Consider the following 13,464-nt stretch of genomic DNA (forward strand, 5'->3'; position numbering starts at 1 on the left):
TGCTAAAACTCAAACTGATAGAGCAAATCGAGAGCCTGGTCTACGCCAGACACCGCTTCCATATATAGCTTAGGCATCAGGCGATAGCGTAACGTCAACGTCGCCAGGGAATCAAAGATCCCTACCCCATATTTTACCTGCAGACCCGGCAGCACATAGCCGCTGACCACCACCTGAGAGGAGTCGCCTACCCCTTCGGTATCCAGCGCCAGATTGCTTACGCCAAACGTCTCGCCGATTTTACCCACAACCTGACCACTTTGTGCAACCCCCATACCAATAAGCATTGAAGTCATCGCCGCACTATCGCTCTGTCCGCTGCTTAAACCCTGCCCTCGTAGCAGGTAAGAGAGGGCTTCCTGCTGCGACATAACCGGATCAGAGAAAATCTCCGCTTTCGGCTGATCTGCCGATCCGGTCACGCGAACGCCAGCGATCACGTCGTCTTCTGTCGCATCTGGGTTGCGAATGGCTTCGATATTTAGCAGAGGCTGATCCGGCGGACCAGAGAACAGCAGCTCGCCTTTACGCACAATCAGGTCCTGACCATAGGCATGGAAGCGACCTTCCGGGATGTTAATCTGCCCGTTCAGCCCCAGCCCCTGTTTATCCTGAGCCACTTTCAAATCGCCGGTCAAACGCGCTTTCAGGCCAAAGGCATCGAGACGCACGTTGTTGCCAACATGAATCGTCAGGTTACTGTTGATTGGGATACCGGCGCTCTGCTGCTTGATGGGCTGCAGATTTTTATCCAGCATCACTTCATCAGAAGAGACGCCAACGGCGCTTTCCGGCACTTCGTTAACAACGATACGCGCCCATGGAACATCGACGTTACCATCAAGGCTAAACAGGCTCGGCGTGGCGGTAAAGACCACGTCCGGCGACACATCAAGGCGTACCATCGGCGGCACGGTTATCCGCACCCGGCTGCCCTTCGCCGCAATTTGCGCGCGCCAGTTATCAATCTGCGTCCAGTCGGCGTTACCGCTCAGGGCAATCTGTCCCTGGCTGGTATTCACCGTCCCCTGCAGCGTCGAGCGCGTACCGGTAAAGTTCATCGCCAGCTGACTCGGACGCATATCAAACGGCATAAAGTTGCCTTCAACATCGACGCCGTTTAGCTGCATCTGGCCGAACAGCTGCGGACTCTGGAGGTTGCCGCCAAGGGTGAGACGCGCGTTAAGCTTCCCTTCGGCCTTCTCTCCGCGCGAGAAGATAGGGTTAATCATCGCCAGCGAGAAGTTGTTGATATTGACGTTGCCGCCGAGATTACGTCTGCCCTGCGGATCGGTGATTTGCACCTGTCCATCCAGTTGGCCGTTATTGGTCAGGCGAATCAGCCAGCCCAGTTGAGCACGGTTATTGTGCAGATCGGCCGTGAGGTTCAGGGTATCGAACGCCACCGGCAGCGGCGCATCGTTCACCGTCTGAGTCACCTTCACGTTACGCCCGTTCAGGGTGACCTTGCCCTGCGGCAGCCCCTCTTTGGTGGTGTCCCAGCTCACATCGGCGTTACCGCTAAACACGCCGCTGGCTTGCGTCGCTTCCGGCATAAACGGCTTCAGCATCGCGAGGTCGAAACGATTGAGATTCACCACCGCGTGTCCGCTGGCCCCGGCGTCGATAGTCTGCGGCACGCACAGCTCGGCGTTCGGGTTAGTCCAGCAATGTGGCCCGATGCTGATTTTCTGTTCCAGGTTACGGTAATCCAGCGCGATGTCGCGCGTTAGCGCAACCGGCCCAACCGGCGTCTGGAAGCGGGTATTGCTTAGCGTCCCTTTCCAGCGCTCCTCTTTACGGTCAAAGCTGCCCGCCAGCGATAACTGTCCGGAAACCGGATCGCCCTGCACCCGCAGCTGCAGGTCGTGCTGCTTCTCGTTACCCTTGGCATTGAGCTGTACCAGGCTGATATTGACGCCCGGCTGGCTGATGCGGTCTACGCGCACGTCGAGGTTTCCACCAATCTGGTCGGTTGATTTCACGTCACCCTTCACGTTCACCTGAGCAACGGACAGCTCCTGCCAGCGCAGCGACCGGGCGGTGATATCCGCCAGCAGCTGCGGCGCGTCAACGGTACCTCGAACGTTTACCAGCCCCTTCGCCGTGCCGCCGAGGCCCGGTAGCGCGTTGTCGAGATGCGGTGCATCAATGGTGGCATCGAGTTTAAGGTCTTTGACCCCCAGCTCGCCTTTCACGTCGGCGCTATTGGGACCTAGCGCCAGATGCAGACCGGGGATTTTCCACTGCATATAGCTGTTGCCCTGCAGTGAGCCGCTGACATCGACCTTATTCTGTTTCACGTTACCGGTGATTTTCAGCTCCGGCACCGACATCTGCCAGCTGCCGCCGTACAGGCTGCCCTGGGTCTTAATCAAACCGTTTAGCTTCGACGGCCAGTCCGGCACTTCTTTGGCGGTATTGATGCCGTCAAGGGTCAACTCGCCGCGCCAGCTGATTGCCTGTTGCCAGTCGAGCAGCGCCTTCAGCTCGGTTTTCCCTTCCAGGGCGGCGACGGTCAGCTTATCGAGATTAACCTGCTGCTCGTTGCCCTTCGCGTTCAGGTTAATCTTCGCCGGAGGCAGGGATTTCCCTTTCACCGCGGTGCTGAAAGCCAGGGCGTAGTCGGTCATCTTGCCGTTAAATTTCAGCAGCACATCGTCGGCCTGAAACTCCTTCTCGCCGGTAAACGGCCAGTAGAGTTGTTTGCTTTTCACTTCCAAATCCAGCGGCAGCCCAGCTTCCGCCAGCTGCGCTTCCGCCCGTAGAGTCATCGCCACTGGGCCAGCCAAATCTACGCCGACCGTCAGCTTTTTACGTACTTCGCCGCCGACTTTCAGCTGCACCTTTTCGCCCTTGAGCGGGTCGATGTTCAGCGTACTGTTGAGGGTGATATCAACCGGCCAGTTGTCCTGCAACTGAGCGCTACCGGAAGCGGTGACTTTCCCCTGGTCAGAGTCCACGTCCAGCGCGTCCAGCTTCATCTGCCCATCAATGCTGCTCACTTTAAGCAGCAGATTGTAGATGGTCATATCGGTATCGCCGGTCAGGCGCAGCTGTTCGCCGCGGAACTCCTGGATATTGAGATTCAGCGGCAGATGGACGTCGGCCATTTCCGGCAACACCGGCTTCGAGAAGAGGTCTTTCATCGTCTCGCCGAGCGGCTTTTCTTGCGGCTGCGGGTTGTCAATTTTCGGCTCGACGACCTGTTCCTGCGCCACTTTCGCCACCTTCGGCAGCGCAATCAGCAGCCCTTGCAGGGAGGTCGGCGTCAGGGTCAGGTTTTTCTCCTGCCAGTTCAGGCCGGTGGAAAAGTCGCGCACCGAAACAGCGGTATCGTCGATTTTCACGTTAACGTTATGCAGCGCCACTCGGCTCAGGGTAATCGGATACGGGGTAGAAAGATTTAGCGGACCGCTATCTTCTTCCTCAACCGGCGCCGCTGGCGGCATCTTACTGGTATCGATCGCCACGTAGATATCGCGCAGCGAGATATCGTTAACGCACAGGCTGCTGTCCCACAGGCAGCGCAGCTTGACGCCAAGGTGGAATTGACCGGCGGTAACCGCCACGCCCGGCTGTTCAAAGCTCACGTTCTCCAGCGTCAGGTCACGCCAGCCGCCGGTGGTTTTACCGATATCCAGCCCTGGAACCCAGCGGTCGGCGGCTTTAATCACCAGATGCAAGCCGGTGGTGGTGCCAACCAAAAATCCAACCGTCCCCAGCAGCAACACTAAAAAGATCAGTACGCCGAGGCTTATCTTCTTCCATAAACTCATAATTCAGGCCCCAGACCGATGTAAAACTGTAAACCGTGCTCTTCTTTGTCGCCTATCGGCCTGGCGATATCCAGCTTGATCGGCCCGACCGGTGACTGCCAGCGCACGCCAAGACCCGCACCGGTTTTGAAATCACTCTTACGGATATCGCTCACCGCTTCGCCGCTATCAACGAACACTGCCCCCCACCACTTGCCGGTCACGTTGTACTGATATTCCAGCGAGCCGGTAGCCAGCTTCGAGGCCCCCATCAGCTTGCCGTCATCGTCTTTAGGCGAGATAGATTTGTATTTATACCCACGAATGCTGCGGTCGCCACCGGCGAAGAAACGCAGGTCTGGCGGGACCTTGCTGAAGTTATCGGCTTCAATCCAGCCGAGGTTACCGCGCACCACGAAGCGGTGGCGATCATAGAGGGTACGGATCCAGACATCCTGCGCCTGCATCACGATAAAGTTAATGTCCGAGCCCCACATGGTGTTGGAGTAGTCCACCGAGTAGCGCTGCGAATCCCCCCAGGTCGGCATCAAGCCGCCGCGCGAGCGCGTGCGGTTCACCGACACGCCGGGGTAGATCAGCATGGTAGTGTTGGTGACGCTGGCCTGGGTAAAGTGGTCAAGGCTCCAGCGCAGGTTGAGCGCGCGCTGCCAGCCGCTCGACATCTCCCAGTAGCGCGACACGGCCAGAGTTGTGGAATCGGCTTTGGTGTCGTTGAGATCCGTACGCTTGAAGCCGCCCTGCATCAGGTAGTACTGCTCAAGCGGGCTTTTTAACAGCGGGACTTTATAGCTGAAATCGAGCTGCTGTTCAGGGGCAGAAACACTGAGGCTGGAGGTCAGACTATGGCCGTAGGAGTTCATCCACGGTTTTTTCCACGTGCCTTTGACGCGCGGCCCGACGTCGGTGGAATAGCCGACACCGGTTTCAACGGTATTCTCTTTACGCGGAGAGACCACACCCTGTAGGGGCAGAACTTTGGTCTGACGGGATTTTTCAAACTGCGGCGCGACCACCACCGAGCTAAACCAGCCGGTCGCCGCCAGGCGGCGGTTGAGTTCGGCTAAATCCTGCGAGGTGTAGTAGTCGCCCTGCTTAAACGGCACCAGGTTTTGCAGATACTCGTCGCGAATTTGCGAGCCTTCAAAAGTAACCGGACCAAAGCGGTAGCGCTCGCCGCTGTTGTAGTCGATATCCCAGAAGGCCTGATGTCTGTCGAGAGAGACGCCGAGCTGGCTTTTATTAAACTCGCTATCAAAATAGCCTTTACGCAGCGCAACGCGGGTCAGGGAGCTTTTGAAGCCATCATAGTCGCTGTGATTCAACACGGTGCCGATAGCCGGGCGCGTTTTGAGCAGATCCAGATAATCGCTATCGGTTCGGGCCCCGCCGCGCAAAATCACTTCAGTACCGCCTATACGCACCGGCTCGCCGGGCGTCACTTTGGCAATCAGCACCTGACGGCCCTTCGCCGGCGGCGGACGTAAATCAAAATCGATCGTTGGTTCGTAGTAGCCGAGCGCTTTCAGGCCTTCGCGGATGGCGTCATCAACGCGCGCACGGAAGCGACGGTCCGGCGTCACTTCATCGCTCTGGATCGTGGAAAGTTGGGCGCGGACGTTTTTTTCCAGTTCCCCGGATAACCCCTCAACCTGCAAACGCACGCTCGCTGCGCTGGCGACCCCGCTGACCAGCAAAAGGCTGGTGATACATAACTGGCGGATTTGTAGCACGTTTTCTCCTGAATATCCTTGTTTCCCCCCGAAGGAAACGAAAGTGCCGCTCCACGGCTTAACAAAACCCTAACAACTAAGGGTTGAAAAAGTGACGATAGCCCAAATTATTCTTATGGTTAAATCTAGACGTAATGAGCGTGTCTATTGTGTTAAAAGACACGCTTCGTTACAACCTTAACCACATTAACCACATTTTCTGTTTTGAGAGGCCAACCGTGAGTCTATTTGATAAAACGCATCTTGTCGCCCAAGCGGATGCGCTGCCGGGGCGCAATACGCCAATGCCGGTAGCCACACTCCACGCCGTTAATGGCCACTCGATGACTAACGTACCTGCAGGAATGGAAGTCGCGCTATTTGCCATGGGTTGTTTCTGGGGCGTCGAACGCCTGTTCTGGCAGTTGCCTGGAGTTTACAGCACCGCTGCTGGATACACTGGCGGCTATACGCCAAACCCGACCTATCGCGAAGTGTGCAGCGGCGAGACTGGCCATGCCGAAGCCGTGCGCGTGGTCTACGATCCGCAGGTCATCAGCTATGAACAACTGCTCCAAGTATTCTGGGAAAACCACGATCCGGCGCAGGGTATGCAGCAGGGTAACGACCACGGTACGCAGTATCGTTCCGCAATTTATCCGTTAACCCCGGAGCAGAACGAGGCGGCAAAGGCCAGCCTGGCGCGTTTTCAGGCGGCAATGAATGAAGCGAACGACACCCGCGCGATCACCACCGAAATCGCCACAGCGAAACCGTTCTATTATGCGGAAGATGACCACCAGCAGTATCTGCATAAGAACCCGTATGGATACTGCGGTATCGGCGGGATTGGCGTTTGTTTGCCGCCGCAGGCCTGATTTCACCGTTCGGCAAGCCGCCGGGTTGAATAATTAACGCTCTGGCGGCTTTACAGTACCTTACGCTATACTACCCCGTGTTATCGCCGGTCCAGAGCCTTCGGACCGGTTTTTTGTGTATTCCACATGAGCGTTATCCACTTCCCTTCCGAGGATCTGATCTCAACGGTCAGATAAGATATGTTAAACAGTATTTTAGTAATACTTTGTCTGATTGCCGTCAGTGCGTTCTTTTCGATATCGGAAATCTCGCTGGCCGCATCACGTAAAATCAAACTCAAACTGCTGGCCGATGATGGCAACGTGAACGCCCAGCGCGTTCTCAAAATGCAGGAGAACCCCGGCACTTTCTTTACCGTGGTGCAGATCGGCCTTAACGCGGTGGCGATTCTCGGCGGTATCGTCGGCGACGCCGCATTCTCTCCGGCCTTCCACAGCCTGCTGAGCCGCTATATGTCGCCGGAGCTCTCCGAGCAGTTGAGCTTCATCATTTCCTTTACCCTGGTCACCAGCCTGTTCATCCTGTTTGCTGACCTGACTCCGAAACGCATCGGTATGATTGCGCCTGAAGCTGTCGCTTTACGCATCATCAACCCGATGCGCTTCTGCCTGTTTGTCTTCCGCCCGCTGGTGTGGTTGTTCAACGGCATGGCCAACAACATCTTCCGCATCTTCAAAATTCCAATGGTGCGTAAAGATGACATTACTTCTGATGATATTTACGCCGTGGTGGAAGCCGGGGCGCTGGCCGGGGTGCTGCGTAAGCAGGAACATGAACTCATCGAGAACGTGTTCGAGCTGGAATCACGCACCGTGCCTTCATCCATGACCTCACGTGAAAACGTCATCTGGTTCGATCTGCACGAAGATGAGCAGAGCCTGAAGAATAAGGTCGCCGAGCATCCGCATTCCAAGTTCCTGGTGTGCAACGAAGATATCGACCACATCATCGGCTACGTTGACTCTAAAGACCTGCTGAACCGCGTACTGGCGAATCAAAGCCTGGTACTAACCGGTGGGGTGCAGATCCGCAATACGCTGATTGTCCCGGATACCCTGACGCTGTCAGAAGCGCTGGAAAGCTTCAAAACCGCCGGTGAAGACTTTGCGGTTATCATGAACGAATATGCGTTGGTGGTCGGGATTATCACCCTTAACGACGTTATGACCACCCTGATGGGCGATCTTGTCGGCCAGGGACTGGAAGAGCAGATCGTTGCGCGTGATGAAAACTCCTGGCTGATTGACGGCGGTACGCCGATTGACGACGTGATGCGGGTGCTGGATATCGATGATTTCCCGCAGTCCGGCAATTACGAGACCATCGGCGGCTTTATGATGTTTATGCTGCGTAAGATCCCGAAACGTACCGACGCGGTGAAATTCTCCGGCTACAAGTTCGAAGTGGTGGATATCGACAACTACCGTATAGACCAGCTGCTGGTGACCCGTATCGACAACAAGCCAACGGTGCTGGTACCCAAACTGCCGGATGCCGCAGATAGCGAAAAAGAGTCGGCGTAAGTCATTTTCCCGATCACAAAAGGCGGATTAAAAATCCGCCTTTTTTATTGCCCGAATGTGAAGCGGCTCACGCCTCACGGGCGATAGCAGATTTTTACTGCTCCATAGCGAAACATTCATGACTCCCCTTTACGCAAAAAGGTAACTTTGCTCGCGTCTACACGATCATATTCCTGCATAAAGGAAGCGAGGGTTACCATGATAGAATCAAATAAAAATTACTATATAAGTTGTCTGTTCTTCCTGTTCTTCTTTATTGGCTGGGGATGTTGCTACCCCTATTTATCACTGTGGCTAACGGAAACTATTGGAGTTAACTATACCGATGTTGGTCTGGTTTATTCTTTCACCGCGATTATCGCCGTTTGCGTTCAGCCGTTATTCGGTTTTATCTCCGACAAATTAGTTTACCGTAAGAATCTGATGTGGATGCTGGCAATAATTATTACCTTATTTGCCCCCTACTGGATTTATGTCTTCGCACCATTATTAAAAATCAACGTTTTTCTCGGGGCGCTGGCCGGCGGCATCTATATTGGTATGGCCTACGGTGCAGGCTGCGGTATTTGCGAAGCCTACATTGATAAGGTCAGCCGCGCTTCCGGGTTTGAGTTCGGCCGCGCCCGTATGTTTGGCGGCATTGGTGCGGCTATCGGCACCTTTGCGGCAGGCAAGCTCTACGGTATCGACCAGAATATGATTTTCTGGCTGGCCAGCTGTGCGGGTGTTTGCCTGCTGGTGATTGTCTGGAAAATGCAGGTTAGCACGGATAAACAAGGCTTGACGCAAGCCGGAAAAACCTCACCGGTGACCTTAAGCGATGCCACATCGCTGCTTAAAATGAAGAAATTTTGGTTCTTTGCCATCTATATGATTGGCGTCGGTGCAGTGTATGAAACCTACGACCAACAGTTCGCTATCTATTACAGCCACTTCTTTGAGAGCAAAGCACGCGGCGCGGAGGTCTTCGGCTATTTAACCACCGGTCAGATTTTCCTTGATGCCATCGTAATGTTCTTCGCCCCGTGGTTCGTCAATAAAATCGGACCGAAAAACGCCCTGCTGTACTGCGGCATGATTATGAGCCTGCGTATTATCGGTTCCGCCTGGGCTGTCGGCCCGGTCTCCATCAGCTTGATTAAACTGCTCCACGGTTTCGAAAGTTCGGTCCTGCTCGTTGCGGCATTAAAATATATTTTTGCCAATTTCAACCCGCTGCTTTCCGCCACCGTTTATTTAATCGGCTTCCAGTTTTCTAAAAGCTTTAGTTCTATTTTCCTTTCTACCGGCATCGGTCATATGTACCAGAGCATGGGCTTTACCAGCAGCTACATCGTTCTCGGCGGTATTGCGCTGTGCTTTACACTGATTTCATTTATTACTCTCGACAAAGCCCGAACTTTTGTTCCACAGCCGGTCCCCGCGCATTAATTTAAGGAGGTAAATTTTATGTCTGCTTTATATTATGGTGTTGCTTATTACGATGAATATATGCCTGAAGATCGGCTGGCGAAAGATATCGCTTTAATGCAAGAAACGGGAATTAACGTGGTACGCATTGCCGAGTCCACATGGAGCACCCTTGAGCCGCAGGAAGGTGAGTATAACTTCTACCATATCGATCGGGTACTGGACGCAATGCATACAGCTGGAATTGCGGTGATTATCGGCACGCCAACCTACGCCGTCCCGGCCTGGCTGGTAGCCAAACACCCGGACATTCTGGTCACCACTGTGGACGGGCAGCAGAAATATGGCCCACGACAGATCATGGATATCGTTAACCCGACCTTTCGCCGCTATGCCGAAAAGATTATCCGTACTCTGATGGCGCATGTACAGCACCATCCGGCGATTATTGGCTGGCAGTTGGATAACGAAACCAAGCATTACGATAATATTGGTCGCTATATGCAGGAGGGCTTTGTGCACAGCCTGCAAGAGCAATATTCCGATCTGGCGCAGTTGAATAAAGACTTTGGTCTGGATTACTGGAGCAACCGCATCGATAGCTGGCAGGATTTTCCGCCGGTCGAAAATACGATTAACGCCAGCCTCGCCTGCGCATTCTCCCGCTACCAGCGCCAGCAGGTGACGGAATATCTGGCCTGGCAGGCGGAGATCGTGCGCGAATATGCGCTGCCGCATCAATTCGTCACCCACAATTTCGATTTCGAATGGCGCGGTTACTCCTACGGCGTACAGCCGCGAGTCGATCACTTCGCGGCTGCACAGGCGCTGGATGTTGCCGGTGTCGACATCTATCACCCGAGCCAAAAGCACCTGACCGGGCGGGAAATCGCCTTCGGCGGCGCCATCACCCGTTCGCTAAAGCAGGGCCAGAACTACTTCGTTCTGGAAACACAGGCGCAGGGCTTCGCCCAGTGGACGCCTTTTCCCGGCCAGTTACGTCTGCAAGCCTTTAGCCACGTGGCATCCGGTGCGGCGATGGTCTCCTACTGGCACTGGCATTCGATTCATAACTCATTCGAAACCTACTGGAAGGGACTGCTAAGCCATGACTTCTCGCGCAACGCGACCTGGCAGGAAGCCACCACCATCGGCGCTGATTTTGCCCGACTGTCACCGCAGCTTGCGGAGCTAAAGGCGGAAAATGACGTCGCGCTGCTGGTGAGCAATGAAGCGATGGATGCGCTTAACCAGTTCCGCCCCGGCGACGCACAGGGCAATATTTACAACGATATTTTCCGCCGTTTCCATGATGCGCTGTACGACCACAATATCAGCGTCGATATCATCCACGACATCAACGAAGACACCTCGCGCTATCGCACGCTGGTTATCCCCGGGTTATACGCCGCCGACGATGGCCTGCTGGAGCGAATCAACCGCTATATTGAGCAGGGCGGCAGAGCGCTTATCGGCTTTAAATCAGGCTTTAGCGATGAAAACGTGAAGGTGCGCAGCAGCACGCAGCCGGGGATTTTGCACCGGGCCTGCGGTGTGAGCTACAGTCAGTTCACCCTGCCGGAGGAGACCACAGTAGCCTCATGCAGTGCAGCCATTGATTGCAGCAAGGATAACCAGGCTGAGCTATGGATGGAGCTGCTGATGCCGGATTCCGGTACCCGCACGTTATTACGTTATCAGCATCCGGCATGGGGCGAATATGCTGCCGCCACCGAGGCGGATTACGGTCAGGGGCGGGCGATTTACGTGGGCTTCCTGCCACAGAAGACATTGATTAGCCAGCTGTTTGATGCCCTGACCTCTGATCTGGATCTGCACTCGCGCACCTCAGCATATCGCTATCCGCTGGTTACCAAAAAGATGCGCAACCGCGATGGTCGCGGCATTCACTTCCTGTTCAACTACTCCGGTGAACCTTTGGATTTTATTAGCGAAACATCAGGCAAAGCGCTGTTGAGCGGGGATGAAGTCAGCCGCGGTCAGCCGTTGCGTCTCAAGGCATGGGAATTTAGTATCATCGAAAGCTAATTAAGCAGCAGCGCTGAGGTGGGAGAAACGATGGAGCTGGATATCAACGAGTTACTCAATTTCTCACCCTTGATGAAGACCTTTACCTTCAACGCCTGGGTCGTCGCGGGCTTTACGCCGATTACCCGTGGGTCAAAGCTGGATTACTACATTAACCGCCCGCAGGGGATGAAAGGTTACATCATCAATCTGACGCTGCGCGGCCAGGCGCGCGCTAAAGCGGGCGATGGTTCCCTTCTGTTCCGTGAAAACGATCTTTTGCTGTTCCCGCCCGGCGTGGCTCACCATTATGGGCGGGACGAACACAGCGAGTACTGGGATCATTTATGGATTTACTTTATCCCCCGGCCCTATTGGATAGACTGGCTGAAATGGGATCGATCTACCCACGGTATTGGCAAGACAACGGTTAACGATCCTGAGCAGTTGCAAAATCTGCGCGATCTTTTCTATGAGGTTATCCGTCATCACTCGGCGTCTGCCCCACTCTCGGAAGCGCTGGCGATGAACGCGCTGGAGCGCCTGATCCTCAGCTGTTTTCAACTACAGCCGCTCAGCAATCGTCATGCACACGATCCGCGCATTAACGCCGTATGCGACTACCTCAACGAGCATATCGCGCAGGAGGTTAAGATTGAGACTCTGGCGGCGATGGTTTTTATCTCCCCGTCGCGGCTGGCGCATCTGTTCAAAAATGAGCTGGGGCAAACGGTATATGCCTGGCGCGAGACCCAGCGTATCAACCGCGCTAAGTGGCTGATCCAGAGTACTTCGCTGCCGCTTAATAAAATCGCGCTGTCAGTAGGTTACGGGGACCCGGTTTATTTCACGCGGATTTTTCGCAAGCATAACGGCATTCCGCCGGGCGAATACCGTAAACGCTATGCGGAAATGAAAGAGTAGAGACAGCAACGGAAGTCATGCCACTCTCTTAATCTATCGACATGATAAATTTGAACTAATTATCCATCATGAAGATGATCGGGAAAATCTACATATAATCCACAACAAACGTCACCCGTCCATTGGCAATCCCCGGCATCACTGATGTCTGGGTCTGTATATAACGGGCTGCCAGCGGTATTCTGATGGTCGTGCTACCGTCATTAGGCGCCGTAAATGACTGCGGGTTATTAAAATTAAACACAGAGGGAGATCCACTCGCTTCTCCCCAGCCAACTTCAATACCGAATCCAACAGCAGCAGTATCGCCACTCGGCGCATTAATATTCAAAATACCATTTGCTGCATCCAGCACTTCAGTACTGGTGGGTTGTAGGTAAACGTTAAACGTGTTGAAGTTGGGTGTTCCTGTGGGGAAAGACCCTGACCCTTTAATCTGTACCGTGGTGTTTGCGCTACCATATGTTCCATGAAAACGAGAACAGTTAGTCAAGATGATCGACGCATCCTTCCACGCGCTGGTTGACCCTACCCCGCTGAAGTCCACTAGATTATGAGTTCCCATATTAACCGTCACATCGGAGGCGCTACAGGTCCCCTTAACAATATTGATTGAGCCAGAAAATTTCACTGTTCCGATAGTAATAGGTAATCCTGTAAAACCTGATGTTGCGGGTATATAAGACTCAACGGTGGGAAGTATTGCCCCATTGACTGCACCAGCCGCGACCGGCCCGATTTTAATTAACCATAGCTGATAACCATGGCCAACATTACTTCCCTGACTATCGACCCATTTATAGGTCGTTTCCTGCCTGGGGAAAATAGCACCGCTAATAGAGCCATAGCTGGTTAACCCAGTGACTACAGCACCAATCCCAGCAATATTGGTTTGATAAACTTTACCTCCCAGGGCGCCACTTGACCAGGTTGAAAGCGGCATTGGCTTTGAGCCATAGTCAACCCAGTTAGCTAATGTATATGTTGGTGAATCACAACGCAAAGCGGTATAACCATTAGTACGATACTGGGCATTATATAAAACGGTACCATCCGGAATGTCATCGCCGACAGTGATAGTTCCTCCTAATGTAACGGTATCGGCAAAGGCATTATCTGTTCCCGTACAATTTATATCTGCAAAACTGCTTCCAGAATATACCAACCCCAAAAGAACAAACAATAAATTTGCTTTTTTTATCTTACTCATAA

8 protein-coding genes are annotated in these 13,464 nt (G+C 53.9%); 5 read left to right on the plus strand and 3 right to left on the minus strand.

What is annotated here, in order from left to right:
* Positions 1-2: 2 nt before the first annotated feature.
* Both tamB and tamA read right to left on the minus strand, forming a co-directional pair.
* Positions 3-3,779, minus strand: coding sequence for an autotransporter assembly complex protein TamB (gene tamB, locus DA718_RS26080; RefSeq protein WP_112216732.1), 3,777 nt, complete (start codon positions 3,777-3,779; stop codon positions 3-5).
* Complete coding sequence (gene tamA, locus DA718_RS26085) at positions 3,776-5,509, minus strand: autotransporter assembly complex protein TamA (RefSeq protein ID WP_112216733.1); 1,734 nt, start codon at positions 5,507-5,509, stop codon at positions 3,776-3,778. Before tamA ends, tamB begins: the two co-directional genes overlap by 4 nt.
* Positions 5,510-5,727: 218 nt before the next feature.
* On the opposite strand from tamA, the gene msrA reads away from it, so the two are divergent.
* The 5 genes from msrA to araC all read left to right on the plus strand — a co-directional run bounded on the left by msrA (position 5,728) and on the right by araC (position 12,252).
* A complete protein-coding gene (gene msrA / locus DA718_RS26090) occupies positions 5,728-6,366 on the plus strand; it encodes a peptide-methionine (S)-S-oxide reductase MsrA (RefSeq protein ID WP_112216740.1) in 639 nt (212 codons plus the stop codon).
* 180 nt (positions 6,367-6,546) lie between these two features.
* A complete protein-coding gene (paeA, locus tag DA718_RS26095; protein WP_112216734.1) occupies positions 6,547-7,890 on the plus strand; it encodes a polyamine export protein PaeA in 1,344 nt (447 codons plus the stop codon).
* Positions 7,891-8,088: 198 nt separating this feature from the next.
* Positions 8,089-9,321 (plus strand): oligosaccharide MFS transporter, encoded by a 1,233-nt coding sequence (locus DA718_RS26100; RefSeq protein WP_112216735.1) that lies wholly within the window; start codon positions 8,089-8,091, stop codon positions 9,319-9,321.
* Between the two features lie 18 nt (positions 9,322-9,339).
* A complete protein-coding gene (locus tag DA718_RS26105; protein WP_112216736.1) occupies positions 9,340-11,349 on the plus strand; it encodes a beta-galactosidase in 2,010 nt (669 codons plus the stop codon).
* A gap of 30 nt (positions 11,350-11,379) precedes the next feature.
* Positions 11,380-12,252, plus strand: a complete 873-nt coding sequence (araC, locus tag DA718_RS26110; RefSeq protein ID WP_112216737.1) for an arabinose operon transcriptional regulator AraC — start codon at positions 11,380-11,382, stop codon at positions 12,250-12,252.
* An 88-nt stretch (positions 12,253-12,340) separates the two neighbouring features.
* Here the strand turns inward: araC and DA718_RS26115 are convergent, their stop codons facing one another.
* Positions 12,341-13,462 carry a fimbrial protein gene (locus DA718_RS26115; protein ID WP_112216738.1) on the minus strand — a complete coding sequence of 374 codons (1,122 nt, stop codon included), beginning with the start codon at positions 13,460-13,462 and terminating at the stop codon, positions 12,341-12,343.
* Positions 13,463-13,464: the final 2 nt, after the last annotated feature.

Source organism: Klebsiella huaxiensis (assembly GCF_003261575.2).
Taxonomy (GTDB): domain Bacteria; phylum Pseudomonadota; class Gammaproteobacteria; order Enterobacterales; family Enterobacteriaceae; genus Klebsiella; species Klebsiella huaxiensis.